Source organism: Amycolatopsis sp. N2S4-7, assembly GCF_058119595.1.
Genome location: NZ_CP172299.1, coordinates 991,763 through 1,006,817, shown reverse-complemented (window position 1 = coordinate 1,006,817; position 15,055 = coordinate 991,763). Strand labels below are relative to the sequence as shown.

19 protein-coding genes are annotated in these 15,055 nt (G+C 73.0%); 7 read left to right on the top strand and 12 right to left on the bottom strand.

Annotated elements, in window-relative coordinates; all coding sequences use genetic code 11:
• Positions 1–13: 13 nt before the first annotated feature.
• The 3 genes from ACH54P_RS04600 to ACH54P_RS04590 are packed head-to-tail and all read right to left on the bottom strand — an operon-like array spanning position 14 to position 2,661.
• The gene (locus tag ACH54P_RS04600) at positions 14–730 is read right to left on the bottom strand and encodes a histidine phosphatase family protein (protein ID WP_489911066.1); all 717 of its coding nucleotides are present in this window, start codon (positions 728–730) and stop codon (positions 14–16) included.
• Between the two features lie 49 nt (positions 731–779).
• Positions 780–1,622, bottom strand: coding sequence for an undecaprenyl-diphosphate phosphatase (locus tag ACH54P_RS04595; RefSeq protein WP_489911065.1), 843 nt, complete (start codon positions 1,620–1,622; stop codon positions 780–782).
• A 1-nt stretch (position 1,623) separates the two neighbouring features.
• Positions 1,624–2,661 (bottom strand): LLM class F420-dependent oxidoreductase, encoded by a 1,038-nt coding sequence (locus ACH54P_RS04590; protein ID WP_489911064.1) that lies wholly within the window; start codon positions 2,659–2,661, stop codon positions 1,624–1,626.
• An 87-nt stretch (positions 2,662–2,748) separates the two neighbouring features.
• On the opposite strand from ACH54P_RS04590, the gene ACH54P_RS04585 reads away from it, so the two are divergent.
• The 3 genes from ACH54P_RS04585 to ACH54P_RS04575 all read left to right on the top strand — a co-directional run bounded on the left by ACH54P_RS04585 (position 2,749) and on the right by ACH54P_RS04575 (position 5,043).
• Complete coding sequence (locus tag ACH54P_RS04585; RefSeq protein WP_489911063.1) at positions 2,749–3,717, top strand: aldo/keto reductase; 969 nt, start codon at positions 2,749–2,751, stop codon at positions 3,715–3,717.
• 91 nt (positions 3,718–3,808) lie between these two features.
• Positions 3,809–4,822 (top strand): YncE family protein, encoded by a 1,014-nt coding sequence (locus ACH54P_RS04580; protein WP_489911062.1) that lies wholly within the window; start codon positions 3,809–3,811, stop codon positions 4,820–4,822.
• Positions 4,819–5,043 (top strand): DUF5703 family protein, encoded by a 225-nt coding sequence (locus ACH54P_RS04575; RefSeq protein WP_072478962.1) that lies wholly within the window; start codon positions 4,819–4,821, stop codon positions 5,041–5,043. The genes ACH54P_RS04580 and ACH54P_RS04575 overlap by 4 nt, the downstream gene beginning before the upstream one ends.
• Here the strand turns inward: ACH54P_RS04575 and ACH54P_RS04570 are convergent.
• Genes ACH54P_RS04570 through ACH54P_RS04545 form a run of 6 tightly spaced genes read right to left on the bottom strand, consistent with a single transcriptional unit; the run spans position 5,032 to position 9,720 of the window.
• Positions 5,032–5,577: a GNAT family N-acetyltransferase gene (locus ACH54P_RS04570; protein ID WP_489911061.1), complete on the bottom strand. Its 546-nt coding sequence runs from the start codon at positions 5,575–5,577 to the stop codon at positions 5,032–5,034. The genes ACH54P_RS04575 and ACH54P_RS04570 overlap by 12 nt on opposite strands.
• 31 nt (positions 5,578–5,608) lie before the next feature.
• On the bottom strand, positions 5,609–6,106 hold the full coding sequence (locus ACH54P_RS04565; RefSeq protein WP_489911060.1) for a DUF2975 domain-containing protein: 498 nt from the start codon (positions 6,104–6,106) through the stop codon (positions 5,609–5,611).
• A gap of 31 nt (positions 6,107–6,137) precedes the next feature.
• The gene (locus tag ACH54P_RS04560) at positions 6,138–6,884 is read right to left on the bottom strand and encodes an SRPBCC family protein (RefSeq protein ID WP_489911059.1); all 747 of its coding nucleotides are present in this window, start codon (positions 6,882–6,884) and stop codon (positions 6,138–6,140) included.
• Positions 6,874–7,473, bottom strand: a complete 600-nt coding sequence (locus ACH54P_RS04555) for an ArsR/SmtB family transcription factor (RefSeq protein WP_489911058.1) — start codon at positions 7,471–7,473, stop codon at positions 6,874–6,876. The genes ACH54P_RS04560 and ACH54P_RS04555 overlap by 11 nt, the downstream gene beginning before the upstream one ends.
• Positions 7,474–7,504: 31 nt before the next feature.
• The gene (locus tag ACH54P_RS04550; RefSeq protein WP_489911057.1) at positions 7,505–8,398 is read right to left on the bottom strand and encodes an alpha/beta fold hydrolase; all 894 of its coding nucleotides are present in this window, start codon (positions 8,396–8,398) and stop codon (positions 7,505–7,507) included.
• A complete protein-coding gene (locus ACH54P_RS04545) occupies positions 8,398–9,720 on the bottom strand; it encodes a M20/M25/M40 family metallo-hydrolase (RefSeq protein ID WP_489911056.1) in 1,323 nt (440 codons plus the stop codon). The genes ACH54P_RS04550 and ACH54P_RS04545 overlap by 1 nt, the downstream gene beginning before the upstream one ends.
• 131 nt (positions 9,721–9,851) lie before the next feature.
• On the opposite strand from ACH54P_RS04545, the gene ACH54P_RS04540 reads away from it, so the two are divergent.
• On the top strand, positions 9,852–10,307 hold the full coding sequence (locus ACH54P_RS04540; protein WP_489911055.1) for a hypothetical protein: 456 nt from the start codon (positions 9,852–9,854) through the stop codon (positions 10,305–10,307).
• A 5-nt stretch (positions 10,308–10,312) separates the two neighbouring features.
• Here ACH54P_RS04540 and ACH54P_RS04535 read toward each other — a convergent pair whose 3' ends face one another.
• Complete coding sequence (locus ACH54P_RS04535; RefSeq protein ID WP_489911054.1) at positions 10,313–10,771, bottom strand: substrate-binding domain-containing protein; 459 nt, start codon at positions 10,769–10,771, stop codon at positions 10,313–10,315.
• 111 nt (positions 10,772–10,882) lie between these two features.
• Between ACH54P_RS04535 and ACH54P_RS04530 the strand changes: the two genes are divergently transcribed.
• The 3 genes from ACH54P_RS04530 (at position 10,883) to ACH54P_RS04520 (ending at position 13,827) form a co-directional block, all read left to right on the top strand.
• Positions 10,883–11,179, top strand: coding sequence for a hypothetical protein (locus tag ACH54P_RS04530; RefSeq protein WP_489911053.1), 297 nt, complete (start codon positions 10,883–10,885; stop codon positions 11,177–11,179).
• A gap of 415 nt (positions 11,180–11,594) precedes the next feature.
• Positions 11,595–12,629 (top strand): hypothetical protein, encoded by a 1,035-nt coding sequence (locus ACH54P_RS04525; protein WP_489911052.1) that lies wholly within the window; start codon positions 11,595–11,597, stop codon positions 12,627–12,629.
• Between the two features lie 22 nt (positions 12,630–12,651).
• Positions 12,652–13,827, top strand: coding sequence for a CaiB/BaiF CoA transferase family protein (locus tag ACH54P_RS04520; protein ID WP_489911051.1), 1,176 nt, complete (start codon positions 12,652–12,654; stop codon positions 13,825–13,827).
• On the opposite strand, the gene ACH54P_RS04515 is transcribed toward ACH54P_RS04520, so the two are convergent.
• Positions 13,812–14,276, bottom strand: coding sequence for a GNAT family N-acetyltransferase (locus ACH54P_RS04515; RefSeq protein ID WP_489911050.1), 465 nt, complete (start codon positions 14,274–14,276; stop codon positions 13,812–13,814). The two genes, ACH54P_RS04520 and ACH54P_RS04515, sit on opposite strands and share 16 nt — an antisense overlap.
• The gene (locus tag ACH54P_RS04510; protein WP_489911049.1) at positions 14,273–15,034 is read right to left on the bottom strand and encodes an HpcH/HpaI aldolase/citrate lyase family protein; all 762 of its coding nucleotides are present in this window, start codon (positions 15,032–15,034) and stop codon (positions 14,273–14,275) included. Before ACH54P_RS04510 ends, ACH54P_RS04515 begins: the two co-directional genes overlap by 4 nt.
• Positions 15,035–15,055: the final 21 nt, after the last annotated feature.

The following is a 15,055-nucleotide window of genomic DNA, read 5'->3' as shown; positions in this document are numbered from 1 at the left end:
GAGGTGGCCAAGCTCACCGGCCGGTGGTACCGCCGACGACGGCGTCGCTGCTCCCGGTGTCCTTCGCGGCCTTTTTGCCCCGTTTCGGCTTCGGCTCGGGCGGCACGATGCCGCGCAGGTCCCCGCTGTGGTCGTTGACCCGCATGACGAACGGCCGTGTCTCGGTGTAGCGCACGACCGAGACGGAGGCCGGGTCGACGACGATCCGCTGGAAGGCGTCGAGGTGCTGGCCGAGCGCGTCGGCCAGGATGGACTTGATCACGTCGCCGTGGCTGCACAGGAGCCACACGGCGTGGTCGCCGTGCTCGGCGGTGATCCGCCGGTCGTGGGCGCGGACGGCGGCCACCGAGCGCGCCTGCATCTGGGCGAGGCCCTCGCCGCCGGGGAACACCGCGGCCGAGGCGTGCGCCTGCACGACCCGCCACAGCGGTTCCTTCGCGAGGTGCTTGAGCTCCTTGCCCGTCCACTCGCCGTAGTCCACTTCGGACAGCCCGGGTTCGACGACCTTCTCGAGCCCGCGCGCGGCGGCCAGGGGCCCGACCGTCTGCTTGCACCGCAGCATGGGCGACACGACGAGCTCGGCCAGCGGCACGCCGTCGAGGCGTTCGACCAGCTTCTCCGCCTGGGCGCGGCCGGTGTCGTCGAGGTTGACCTTCGGGGACCGCCCGGCCAGGACGCCGGAACCGTTGGCCGTCGACTTGCCGTGTCTGAGCAGAATGACCGTACTCACGGGACCCACCCTACGTGGGGACCGATCATGCGGTCCCCACGCGGGCGGATCAGCTGCCGACCGGGCCCGCGTTCGGGTCCAGCGCGCCGGTGAAGATCAGCACGTACAGCAGCACGCCGAGGGCCAGCCGGTACACGACGAACGGCACGAAGCTGCGCTTCTTGATGTAGGCCATCAGCCAGGCGATCACGATGTAGCCGACGCCGAAGGCGACCAGGGTGGCCAGGATCGTCGGGCCCCACTGGGCCGGCACGCCGCCCGAGCCGATGTCCTTGAGCTTGTACACACCCGAGCCGAACACGGCCGGCAGCGCCAGCAGGAACGAGTACTCCGCCGCCTCCGCGCGGGTGTAGCCCAGCAGCAGGCCGGCGCTGGTCGTGCCGCCCGAGCGGGACACGCCCGGGATCAACGCGAGCGCCTGCGCGAAGCCGAAGCCGAGGCCGTGCGGCACGGTCAGGTCGTCCAGCGTGCGCTCCTGCTTCCCGATCCGGTCGGCGACCAGCAGGATCAGGCCGAACACGATGAGCACGGTCGCGGTGATCCGCAGGTCGCGGAACGCGCTGTCGATCTCGTCCTGCAGCAGCAGCCCGAGCACCACGATCGGCAGCGAGCCGACGATGATCAGCCAGCCCAGCCGGGCGTCCGGGTCGCGGCGCCACTCCGGCTTGGTCAGGGAGAAGAACCAGGCCCGCAGGATCTTCCCGATCTTCGGGCCGAAGTAGATGATCACCGCGAGCTCGGTGCCGATCTGGGTCACGGCGGTGAACGCCGCGCCCGGGTCGTCCCAGCCGGCGAGCGCGGCGACGATCCGCAGGTGCGCGCTCGAGGAGATCGGGAGGAACTCGGTCAGGCCCTGGACCAGGCCCAGCACCAGCGCTTCGAACCAGCCCACGTCAGGCCACCCCCGCCTTCTCGATCGCTTCGACGGCGGTGGTCAGCGCGGCCCCGGCGTCCGGGGTGTACGGCGACACCGACAGGGTCGTCACGCCGGCCTCGGCGTATTCGGTCATCTTCTCCGCGATCCGTTCCTTCGGGCCCAGCAGCGACGTCGCGTCGAGGAACTCCAGCGGCACCGCCGCCATCGCCCCGGCGCGGTCGCCCGCCAGGTACTTCTCCTGCACTTCGGCGGCCTCGGCTTCGAAGCCCATCCGGCAGGCCAGCCGGTTGTAGAAGTTCTTCTCCCTGCTCCCCATCCCGCCCAGGTAGAGCGCCGCGTAGCCGCGGACGGCGTCCGCGCAGGCCTTCCAGTCGTCCCCGGGCACGAGCGGCACGGTCGGGACGACGTCGAAGCCCTCCAGCGTGCGGCCGGCCCGCTCCGCGCCGGTCCGCAGCTGCGCCAGCTGCTCCCCCGCGTGCGCCGGCGAGAAGAACACCGGCAGCCAGCCGTCGGCGATCTCCCCGGTCAGCTCCAGGTTCTTCGGGCCGATCGCGGCCAGGTAGAGCGGGAGGTGCTTGCGCGCCGGGCGGACGGTCAGCCGCAGCGCCTTCCCGGGACCGTCCGGCAGCGGCAGCGTGAAGTGCTCGCCCTCGTGGACCAGCCGCTCCCGCCGCAGCGCCTTGCGGACGATCTCGGCGTACTCGCGGGTGCGGCCCAGCGGCGAGGTGAAACGGACGCCGTGCCAGCCTTCCGACACCTGGGGGCCGGACACGCCGAGGCCGAGCCGGAACCGGCCGCCGGAGAGCGTGTCGAGGGTCGCGGCGGTCATCGCGGTCATCGCCGGGGTCCGGGCCGGGATCTGCAGCACGGCGGCGCCGACGTCGATCCGCGACGTCCGCGCCGCGATCCACGTCAGCACGGTCACCGCGTCCGAGCCGTAGGCTTCCGCGGCCCACACGACCGCGTAACCCAGGTCGTCCGCTTGTTTCGCCAGGGCCAGGTTCGCGGGGTCGTTCCCCGCCCCCCAGTAGCCGAGATTCAGTCCGAGTCGCACGGGGCCAGACCCTAACGGGGGCCCTTGCGGGCGACACGACTCACCTTGGTCTCCTCCGGAAGGGGGAGCCCACTAGGCTCGGCGGTCGTGGAAAAGCGACTGCTCGGCCGCTCGGGACTGCGCGTCTCGCGGATGGCGCTCGGCACCATGACCTGGGGTGGCGACACCGACGCGGAGGAGGCGGCCAGCCAGCTGGTCGCCTTCGTCGACGCCGGCGGCACCCTGGTGGACACGGCCGACATCTACGGCGAGGGCGAGAGCGAGCGGGTCCTCGGCTCGTTGCTCGGCGACCTCGTGCCCCGCGACGACATCGTCCTCGCGACCAAGGCGGTCGCCCGGCGCGACGACGGCCCGTTCGGCGGCGGCGCCTCGCGCGGCGCGCTGCTCACCGCGCTCGACGGTTCCCTCAAGCGGCTCGGCACCGACCACATCGACCTCTGGCAGCTGCACGCGTGGGACACCTGCGTACCGGTCGCCGAAACCCTCGCCGCCCTCGAGCAGGCCGTGACCAGCGGGAAGGTCCGCTACGTCGGCGTCTCGAACTACGCGGGCTGGCAGCTGGCGACGGCCGCCGCCGGCGCCTCGGCGGTCGCGCCGATCATCTCCACCCAGGTCGAGTACTCGCTGCTGGAGCGCGGGGTGGACCGCGAGGTCGTGCCCGCCGCCGAGCACCACGGCATCGGGCTGCTGCCCTGGGCGCCGCTCGGCCGCGGCGTCCTGACCGGCAAGTACCGCACCGGCACGCCGGCCGACTCGCGCGGCGCGAACAGCGCGTACGCCGGCTACGTCGAGCACCACCGCACCGACCGGGCCGCGCGGATCGTGCAGGCGGTCGCGACCGCGGCCGAGGGACTGGGCACGTCCCCGCTCGCCGTCGCGCTGGCCTGGGTCCGCGACCGGCCCGGCGTCGTCGCCCCGGTTGTCGGCGCGCGGGACACCGGTCAGCTCACCGGTTCGCTCACCGCCGAGGGGATCACCCTCCCGCCCGCCATCCGGTCCGCGCTCGACGACGTCAGCGCGATCGAGGTCGGCTACCCCGAGCGCTGGCCGCGGTAGGTGTCTGTTGGGTGACACGGGCGTGACGGCACGGCGATCGAGGAGGATATTGGTGAAGACGACCCGCCGAGGGACAACTGGAGGCACCAACGTGCGTCGGCTCGCCGCCGTGTCGCGGATCGCGATCCCGCTCGCCGGTGTCCTGGTGCTCTCGGGCTGCTCGTCGGCCAAGCCGACCGGCGACGACCTCCAGATCGTGGCGAACCCGCAGGCCGCGCGCCCGGCCGTCTCCCCCGCCGTGACCGTGAAGCCCGCCGGCCAGGTCCTCGGCACCGGATCGGTGTCGGCCGTCGCCGTCGACGCGAAGACCTCGACCCTCGTCGTCGCGGCTTCCGAGCCGCCGTCGCTGCGGCTCTACGACCTGAACGCGCTCGCGTCACCCCCGGTGAATATGCCGTTATACGGCAAGGTCTCGCGGTTGACGGTGACGCCGGGGCGGGTCGAGATCGCCGAGCCGGACCAGGGTGTGGTGCAGCAGCTGACGTTGCCGGACCGGAGGCTCACCGAGACGAAGACCGGCGGGAAGCCGGCGTCGAGCATCGCCTACGGCGCCGATCGGCTGGTCGCGATGGGGGACGCCAAGGACATCCGGGTGCTGCCGGCCGGTGGTCCGGCGCGGACGATCGGCGGGCAGCTCTACAGCGCCGACGACGTCGTGGACACCGGGGACGGGGTGGTGGTGCTGGATCGGCTGCGGACCGCGGTGTTCTCGGTCGACGTCGCCGCCGGGAAGGTCAACGAGGGGCTGCGGGCGGGGGACGGCGCGGCGAACGCCGTGGCGGACTCCTACGGGCGGGTGCTGGTGACCGACGCGCGGGCGGGCGCGCTGCTGGCTTTCTCGGCCGGCCCGCTGATCCTGCGGCAGCGGTACCCGGTGCCCGGTGGTGCGTACGGGATCGCCTACGACGCGACGCGGAGCCTGGCCTGGGTGACGCTCACCGAACGCAACGAGGTGGCCGGGTTCGACGTCCGCGGTGGCGAGCCCGTCGAGAAGTACCGCTTCCCCACCGTGCGCCAGCCGGACTCGGTCGGGGTGGACGAGAAGAGCGGCCGGGTGATCGTCGGCTCGGCCGCCGGAGAAGGGACCCAGGTGATCCAGCCATGACGACGGTCAGCGAGGCGGTGGTCGAAGGGGATTGGGAGTATCGCCGCCTGCACCTCCCTCCGGGCGTGTCCCGGCGTGCGGCGGCGATCCAGCTCTCCATCCACGCGGAGTTCGCGGGCTGGGAACTGCGCACCGTCCGGCTCTACGCCGACGGCACGCGCCGGGTCTGGCTGCGCCGCAAGAAGACGGCGGAGAGCCTCCCGGGCGCGCTACCGACCTAGCCACGTCTCCCGGGTGATCTCGTACTCGGCTTCGGCTTCCTGGCCGGCACCGGCGGAGACGAACTCCCGGACGAAGGACAGCCCGGTGGCCGCCAGGGTGGCGCGTGAGGCGGTGTTGCCGGCCGCGGTCTGCGCGAAGACGCGGTCGAGGCCGAGGTCGGCGAAGGCGTACCGGACGAGTTCCCGCGCTCCCGCGCTCCCGTAGCCGTGGCGCCACCGCTTCCGCAGCAGCCGGAAGCCGAGGTCGGCCTCCCCCGCGACCTTCGGCTGGTCCGGTCCGTGGGGCGGCTGCAGGAGCCACCAGCCGACGAAGCCGTCTGCGGCGGAACCGGCCCAGAACCCGAGCCCCGGCACCTCCCGCGAGGCGGCCAGCCGCCGCCGGTGCGCGGCCTCGGTCTCCGCGCGGGTCATGGCCCGGCCGGAGAGGTGCCGCATCACTTCGGGGTCGGAGTCCAGTTCGACCTCGAGCGCCAGGTGCTCGTCCGCGAGCGGCACGAGCGTGAGCCGCTCGGTGCGCAGCGTCGGTTGGCCCATGATCCGATCTTCGCAGGCGGCCGCAACGGCTTCAGACGACGCCGTCGAGCTCGGCGCGCAGGCCGATCGCCTTGACCAGCAGGTGCCGGCCGGCGAACAGGAGCAGCACGGCCACCGTGCCGGCCGCGACCGCGGCGGCGGTGCCGAGCCACAGGCCGATCACGTCCATCCCGTCGGTCGGCGACGGGATGTCGGCGAGCGTGACGTACCCGAACACCGCGGCGGTGACGACGGTCGCCGCCGCGGTGGCGCCCACCACGACGTTGGCCCAGGTGAGCGAGGTCGGCTCGAAGACGGTGCCCCGGCCCGCCCGGCGCAGCAGCATCGCCAGGGCCACGAGCGCGACCTGACCGCAGGCGACGAACAGGATCGCCGCCGTCACCAGCGGCACCCGGATCGGCGCGTAGGGCGGGAACAGCTCGACCTGGTCGGCCGCGGTCGTCGGGATGACGACGACCTGCGCGTACAGGCCGGCGAGGAACGCGAAGGCGACGGCGGCCTGGAGGGCGAGCACGAGGAAGCGAGGCATATATCGAGAATCGATGTATACCGCTCGACTGTCAACCGAACACGTGGTTCAGCCAGCCGGTCCAGGCCTTCTCCTCCGCCCCGGCGTCCGCGCCCGGGGTGAACACGTGGTGGGAAGCGACCATCGGGCCGTGGAAGCCGCGCAGGAAGCGGAACATCGCGTCCGGCGTCCGCACGCCGGCCGTCTGGTCGTTCACCGCGTAGACGACGCCTTCGACCGGGACCCGGCCGGGCAGCTCGATCCGCACCCGGTCGCCTTCGTCGGGTCGCGCCGCCAGCCCGAGCGCCGTGCCGAGCCGCGCCCACGCGGCGGGCCAGTCCCCCACCGGCGGGCCGAACGCCGTGACCGGGACTCCCGCGCGGCCGGCGAAGTGCGTGACGTACTCGACCAGCGTGCGGAAGAACATCGCGCCGCCGGTGGTCATCGCCTCGAACTCGTCCTCCCAGTCGTCGCCGGGCAGGAAGCCGCTGGTCACGCACCGGATCACCGAGCTGCCGCCGTCGCGGCCCTCGATGAGGAATTCGTAGGCGATCCGGCGCCCGTCCGGCCCGGGGTCGCTGCCGTAGACGAGCTTCTCGAGCGGCTCCCACTCCCGGATCCGGTACTCGGGCCGGTAGCCGCCGAACGCGGCGCGCACGACCCCGCCGGTGCCGCCCTCGACCTCGTTGCGGCCCATGAACCACGAGTCGATGCCCGGCCCGGTCGCGATCGCGTCCCACAGTTCTTCCGGGGTGGCGTCGACCTCGGCGGAGTCGGTCGTCTCGAACTCATGCCCCATGGGCGGACTCCTCCGGAACGGCCGGGTGGACGGCGACGACCACCCGGTGCCTGCGGCCCTTCTCGGCCGTTTCGTCGTGGTACTTGCCGACCAGGGTGGTGATCGCCGTGGTCAGCTCCTCGGCGAACGCGGCGCGGTCGGCGGCCGAGGCGAACCGGACCTCGCCGTCGAGCGCGAAGGTCGCGACGCGCTGTTTCGCCTTCGCCGCGCCGGTGACCAGCAGGCCGACGTCCCGCACCAGCCGTCCCGCGACGGCGAGCAGCCAGCGGGCCGAAAGCCGGTCCGGCGACTGGGCCGGGTCGGGCTGGACGGCGGCCAGCGCCGTCGGCGAGATGACGTACGACGACGCCGTCGCCCGCATCATCCGTTCGGTGACGTTGCCCTTGCGCCGCTCCTCGACCAGCTCCACCAGGCCGTGCTGTTCCAGCGTCCGGAGGTGGTAGTTGACCTTCTGGCGGGGCAGGCCGACGCGCGCGGCGAGCATCGTCGCCGACGCCGGTTCCGCCAGCTCGGCCAGCAGCCGGGCCCGGACGGGGTCCAGCGACACCTCGGCCGCCGCCGCGTCCTCGATCACCGCCACGGAAAACATGCGCCCAGCATCCTGCCGAAAAGAGAAGTTGTCAAGAATCGTCGTCTTGTCGGTAGGCGGCGTTGACCAGGGCGACCACCCGGGGCAGCACCTGCCCCGCGGCCTCCAGCGGCACGACGTGGCCGACCCCGGGCAGCACCACCGCGGTCCCCTCGTCGAGCCCGCCGACCCACTGCTCGACGTCGGACGCGCGGACGATCCGGTCCCGCTCCCCCACGATCGCCGTCACCGGCAGGCCGCCGACCTGCGCCAACGCGGCGTCACGCGCGTAGGCGTCCATCGCCGGGCGGAACAGGGAGACGGTGTGCGGCCAGTTGCCGCGGATCATCTTGACCGTCAGCTCGACCAGTTCCGGGTCCGGGTCGTCGCCGAACAGCCACCACCGCAGGCCCGCGCTGACCGCCCGGCTGGTGTGCTCGCGCACGACGCCGAAGACCTTCGAACCGAGCACCGCCTCGAGGTCGCGGGCCAGCTTCCCCAGCGCGTTCGGCCAGGCCGCGGACACCTCGGTGGCGAGGGTGCCCGACGACGTCGCGAGCAGCACCAGGCCGGCCACGCGCGCGGCGAACAGCTCCGGGTGCCGCTGGGACAGCGACATGATGGCCAGCCCGCCCATGTCGTGGCCGACCAGCACCAGCCGGCCGGCCGGGACCTCGCGCTCGATCAGCTCGGCGAGGTCGTCGCCGAGCTGCGCCATGGTCGCCGTCCCGCGCCGCGCCCGACCGGACCCGCCGTGCCCGCGCTGGTCGTAGGTCAGCACGGCCACCGGCCCGTCGGCCGCGTCCGGCACCAGCGGCGCGATCCGGCCCCAGCTGCGCTGGTCGAGCGCGTAGCCGTGGACGAAGACCGCGGTCACCGGCGCGGCCGGGTCGCCCCTGCGGATCACCTGCAGGGGCGTGCCGTCGGCGAGCGCGAAGCCGGTCATCAGGAGGTGCGCAGGAACCGGTCCAGCACGCGGGTGCCGAACTTCAGCGCCTCGACCGGGACCCGCTCGTCGACGCCGTGGAACAGCGCCGAGAAGTCGAGGTCGGCGGGCAGCTTCAGCGGCGCGAAGCCGAAGTTGCGGATGCCGAGCTGCTGGAACGACTTCGCGTCGGTCCCGCCCGACAGCATGTACGGCAGCGTCCTGGCGCCCGGGTCCTCGGCCAGCACGGCGGCGGTCATCGCGTCGACGAGCGCGCCGTCGAACGTCGTCTCGACGGGCGGCAGCTCCATCCACTCCTTCTCGATGTCCGGGCCGAGCAGCTCGTCGAGCTCGCGGTCGAAGGCCTCCAGGCGGCCCGGCAGGATGCGGCAGTCCACCGCCGCCTCGGCGACCGACGGGATGACGTTCGACTTGTACCCGGCGGTGAGCATGGTCGGGTTGGCGGTGTCGCGCAGGGTCGCGCCGATCATCCGGGAGATGTTGCCCAGCTTGGCGACCGAGCCCTCCAGGTCGTCCTCGGGGAAGTCCCAGCCGGTGATCTCGGTGACGCCGGCGAGGAACTCCTTCACGGAATCGGTGAGCACCAGCGGGAACCGGTGGTTGCCGAGCTTCGCGACGGCCTCGGCCAGCTTCGTCACGGCGTTGTCGCGGTGGATCATCGACCCGTGCCCGGCGGTGCCGCGCACCCGCAGCTTCATCCAGCGGATGCCCTTCTCCGCCGTCTCGATCAGGTAGGCGCGGACGTCGTCCTTGAGCGTGATCGAGAAGCCGCCGACCTCGCTGATCGCCTCGGTGACGCCCTCGAACAGCTCCGGCCGGTTCTCGACCAGCCACTGGGCGCCGAACTTGCCGCCCGCTTCTTCGTCGGCGAGGAAGGCGAAGACGAGATCGCGCGGCGGCACGACGTTGTTCATCTTGTAGTGCCGGGCCAGCGCGAGCGCCATCCCGCACATGTCCTTCATGTCGACCGCGCCGCGGCCCCAGACGTAGTCGTCCTGGACCGCGCCGGAGAAGGGGTGGACCGACCACTCCGAGGCGTCGGCGGGGACGGCGTCGAGGTGGCCGTGGATCAGCAGCCCGCCCCTGGAGCGGTCGGCGCCTTCGAGCCGGACGATCACGTTGTGCCGGTTCTTCCCGCCCGACTCGACGTAGGTGATCTCGTAGCCGGCGTCGGTGAGCTTCTCCGCCACGTACTCGGCCGCCGCCCGCTCGCCGACCAGCGTGTCGGGATCGCCGGTGTTGGTCGTGTCGATGCGGATGAGCTCGCTGGTCAGCGTGACGGCCTCGGCCGCGGCAGCTTCGATCAGGTTCGGTTCGGTCACCGGCCATTCCTATCATTCGGATGGCCGGGTGCGCTGGCCGCGGGACGCCGGTCCGGCGCGCGTCCGGTCGGGTGTTCGTCCCCGTTCGCCCGCGAACGCGGCGGATGACAACGGACCTGGGGAGATCCCGCATGAAGAAGGTTCCGGCGCTCGCCGTCCTCGCCGCGCTCGTGCCCGTGCTGTTCGCCGCGCCCCCGGCCCACGCGGCCGCGCCGGCCACGATCACCAGGCAGATCGACCTGGTCACCCACCCCGACGTCACCGCGTGGGCGGAACTGCCCTACGCCGCGCCCCGCCGCCTCTGGCTCGCCGCGGGAACCTACGACTGGACCTACACCTTCGAGTGGGCCGGTACGCCCTACACGAACGGCAGGCGGATGGTGCTGGCCGCGGGCTGGTACCAGTGGAGCTGCGACTTGTGGAGCAGCGAGGACGGCATCCGGAACTACGCCACCACCTGCGTCCTCGACCCCGAAGACGCCCGCTACGCGTCGGCGTTCCTCCCGCCGAGCGCCTACACCCCGCCGGACCACTGGCTCTTCTACACGAGTCCCTACGTCTGGACCAGCACGCTCCAGCTCGTCTGAAGCCGTCAGGTGACCGGGGCGATCGTCTCCCCCGGCACCGGCGGGCACGTCAGCAACCGGTGCCCGGCCACTCCGGTGTCCACCAGGGACGCCAGCAGCCGCACCGCCTCGCGCCCGAGGGTCCGCCGCGGGACCTCGAAGCCGCTGATCTCCGGGCCCGGCGTGCCCTCCGGTGGGCGGCCCAGTACCGCCAGGGAGAGCTCGCCCGGCACCGATACCTCCGCCGCACGCAGGGCCCGCCGCACCGCGTCGAACAGCGGCTCCTCGACCACGAGCGCCGTCACGCCTTCGTCGAGCCAGCGGTGGATCGCCGCCGCGCCGAGATCGGCGCCGTCCGTGCGGACCACCACGCCGGGCCCCGCCATGCGGAAGCCGCGTTCGCGGTCGCGCGCGGCCGGGGTGTCGGCCGGCCCGCGCAGGTAGCGGACACACCGGTGCCCGGCGCGCGTCAGGCGGGTGCCCACCTCGGCCGCGGCCGCCGCGTAGTCCGCCTCGACGTGGGGAACGCGGCTGCCTAGCTCTGCTGGCCCTTCGAGGTGGGGAACCCGCCCGCCTAGCTCCGCCCGCCTTCCGTCGTGGGGAACCCGCCCACCGAGCTCCGCCCGCCCGCCGACATCGAGAACCCACCCACCGAACTCCGCCCGCCCGCCGACATCGAGAACCCACCCACCGAACTCCGCCCGCCCGCCGACATCGAGAACCCACCCACCGAACTCCGCCCGCCCGCCGACATCGAGAACCCACCCACCGAACTCCGCCCGCCCGCCGATGTGGACGATCGGGAACCCGGTCGCGAGCAGGTCCGGCGGCACGGGGGCGCCGAGGAACACCGCAGCCGTCGGCGAGCCGGGTGCGGTGTTCCGGCGCGGTGAACACGATGAGGTCCTTGCCGAGTTCGGCCGCCGCCGCCTCGGCGCCGGCCAGGATCGGCAGGGCGGTCTCGAACGCCGGGGCGCCGGCGCGGATCCCGAAGAGGCCGGTGCGCGAGGACGGCGCCGGGTCCGGGAGGTAGCCGAGCCGTTCGGCGGCCTCCAGCACCCTCAGCCGCGTCCGCTCCGAGAGCCGGACGCCGGTGCGGTTGCCGCCCAGCACCACCGACACCGTCGCCTGCGAAACCCGGCCACGCGGGCGATGTCGGCCTGCCGCACCCTGCCCATCGGGTACCTCGCTCGCCGGTCGCCGGGGTCGGCTGATCCGGTTCAGCGGGCAAGCCCGCCGAAGGCCGGTCAACGGTTTTGCCCGAAACTGCAGCAAACCTGCCCCCCTGGACTAATACGTATTACTCCATTGACCTCGCCCCCGGAGCCGTGTCACCTTCGCCGCAGACTTCGACGACGAAGGAGCGGTCATGACCCTGACCCGACGCGGCCTGCTGGCCGGCGCCACCGCGCTCGGCGCGGCCGCACTCCTGCCCGGGGCCGCCACCGCGGCCCCCGCCGGCTTCCCGGACTACCGGTACCAGCGGCTCGCGCTCGTCAAGAGCAAGCTGCGGTACAACCCGACCGGCGAGCTGATCTTCCCCTGCGTCCGCGGCACCGCATCCCGGGCGCGCTCGGCGCGTACTACCTCTACTACGCGCCGCACGACGCCCCGGGCGGGATCTGCCTGGCCTACGCCGACTCCCTCGACCAGGAGTTCACCGAATACCCGGGCAACCCGATCATCACGAACTCCTGGCCGGGCGAGTACTCGGTCAGCCACGTCTCCTCCCCGCACGCCCTGTGGAACGACGACGTCAAGCGGATCTACCGGTACTTCCACGGCGAAAACACCGTCACCCGGCTGGCCAGCTCCGCCGACGGCATCCACTTCACCTACGAGAAGGAGGTCCTCTCCACGCGGCTGCAGCCCGCGGGCACCACCGAGACGTCCTACGCCCGGGTGTTCCGCCACGACCTGCCGGCGAAGAACGCCCGCTACGTCATGGTCTTCATGCTCAACAACACCACCAACCACCGCGACATCGGCTGGGGCTGGCCGCCCGACGCGCGCACCTGGACGTTCTCGCAGACGCCGCTCGTCCGGCACACCGACGTCGGCGCGTCCGACATCGGCGGCCCGCACCTGCTGTACCGCAACAACAGCACGTACGTCGTGTACAACACCGACATCGCCCACGGCGGGAACCTGATGATCACCGAGGTGGGCAACGACTTCTCCCGGCGCAACCACCTCGGCGTCTTCCACCCGCCCCTGCCGGGCGCGCCGGACAACGGGCGCAGCGCGGCCCCGAGCTTCGGCACCTACCAGGGCCGCGAGTACATGATCTACGAAGCCGGCGCGCGGCTGGCCGGCACCATCGCCATCGCCCGCGCGGTCTGAGCCGGGGTGGCAGGATGCGGCCATGCCCTCCCTGCCCCTCGACGGCGTCACGGTCGTGTCCTGCGAACAGGCGGTCGCCGCACCGCTGGCCACCCGCCACCTGGCCGACCTCGGCGCCCGGGTGCTCAAGATCGAGCGGCCGGGCAGCGGCGACTTCGCCCGCGCGTACGACGAAACCGTGCACGGCCAGTCCAGCCACTTCGTCTGGCTCAACCGCTCCAAGGAGAGCATCACGCTCGACCTCAAGAGCGACGCCGCGGCGCCGGTCATGGCGGCGCTGCTGGACCGGGCCGACGTGTTCGTGCAGAACTTCGCGCCCGGCGTCGCGGAACGGCTCGGGCTGGGCGCGGCGGCGATCCGCGCGTCGCGGCCGCGGCTGATCACGTGTTCGGTGTCCGGCTACGGCTCGAGCGGCCCGTACCGCGACGCGAAGGCGTACGACCTGCTCATCCAGTCGGAAGCCGGCCTGGTGTCGGTGACCGGGTCCGAGGCCGAGCCGGCCAAGAGCGGTATCCCGGCCGCCGACATCGGCGCGGGGATGTACGCGTTCTCCGGCATCCTGTCCGCGCTCTACGACCGGGAACGCACCGGGCACGGCACGGAGCTCGAGGTCAGCCTGTTCGACTCGCTGGTCGAATGGATGGGCTTCCCGCTCTATTACGCCGGCTACGGCGGGACACCGCCGCCGCGGACCGGCACCAGCCACGCGGCGATCGCGCCGTACGGCACCTTCGCCGCGGGCGACGGGACCGAGCTGGTGCTGGCCGTGCAGAACGACCGCGAGTGGGCGGCGTTCTGCGAGCACGCCGTCCGACGGCCGGACTGGGTCACCGACGAGCGATTCGCCACCGGCAGCGCCCGCGTCGCCAACCGCGCTTCGCTGGAAGGGGAGATCGACGCGATTTTCGCGTCGCTGACCGGCGAGGAGCTGGAGGCGCGGCTCAGCGCCGGCCGGATCGCCCACGCGCGCCGCCGCGAACTGCCCGACGTCCTCGCGCACCCGCAGCTCACGGCGCGCGACCGGTTCGCCGAGGTCGGCACGCCCGCCGGGCCGGTCCGCGCGACGCTGCCGCCGATCACCGTCGACGGCCGGGTGCCGCGGATGGACCCCGTCCCGGCGCTGGGCGAGCACACCGACGCGGTCCTGGCCGAGTGCGGCTTCGACGTGGAGGCGTTGCGGCGTCAGGACGTCGTGTAGCGCAGCGCGATCTTGTGGGGCCGCGGACGGCCGGTCTCGACGAAGCCGAGCCGTTCGTAGAAGGCCTTCGCCCGCGTGTTGACGTCGAGGACTTCGAGCACGACGTCCTGACCGCGCGACGCCGCTTCGGCGACCAGGGCTTCGACGACGTGCCCGCCGACGCCGCGCCCCTGGTACACGGGGTCGAGCTCGATGCGGCCGAGGACGACTTCGGTACCGGCGTCGATGACGGTCAGCGACCCGGCGTCGTGGCCGTCGACGGTGATGATCTGCGTGTGCTCCGCGTCGAAGTTTTCTTCGTGGTAGGCGCGTTGCGCCGGTTCGGACCAGCCCCAGATCGCGTCGACGTACTCGCCGAGCGCGCTGCGGTGCACCTGGAAGCAGAACTCGTCGTCGCCCGACCGGACCTGGCGCAGCGCCACGTGCTGCGCTTTCCGCTGTCCGCTCACGGTCCGCGGTCCAGGATCCGCCGGGCGCGCTCGAGCACCGGCTTGTCCACCAGGTGCCCGTCCACAGTGGACGCCGACGCCCCCGCCGTCAGGACCCGGCGGGCCCACTCCCGGTCGGCCTCGGACGGCGCGAACCCGGCCCGGACCGGCGCGATCTGCCGCGGGTGGACGCACAGCTTGCCGCCGAAGCCCATCCGGCGGGCGTACGCCACGTCGGCCGCGAGCCGTGCGTCGTCCCGCAGGTCCGTGGTGACGCCGTCCACCGGGGGCGCGATCCCGGCCGCGGCGGACGCGATCACCAGCCGCGAGCGCGCGTAGGCGAACGGCTCGGGGTCCTCGGGGGCGACGCCGAGCTCCGCCGCCAGGTCGACGCTGCCGAACGCCAGCCGCGTCACCGAGGAGACGGCGGCGAGCTCACCGGCGCGTTCGACGCCTCGCGCGGTCTCGACGAGGGCGACCACCTCGCCGAACCCGGCGAGCACGCCGGGCGTCTCGGCCTTCGGCACCACGACCGGCACCCCGCACGCGGCCACCAGGGCGGCGTCGGCGTCGAACCAGGGCGTGCCCGGCGCGTTGATCCGGACCATCGCCCGGTGGTGCCCGAGCCACGCCCCGGCCTCGGCGCGCGCGGCGTCCTTGTCCGCCGGGGCGACGGCGTCCTCGAGGTCCAGGATGACGACGTCGGCGCCGCCGGCCGCGGCCTTGCCGAAGCGGTCGGGCCGGTCGCCGGGCACGAACAGGAACGTCGTCGCGGCCATCGGCACCTCCTCCGGATCGTC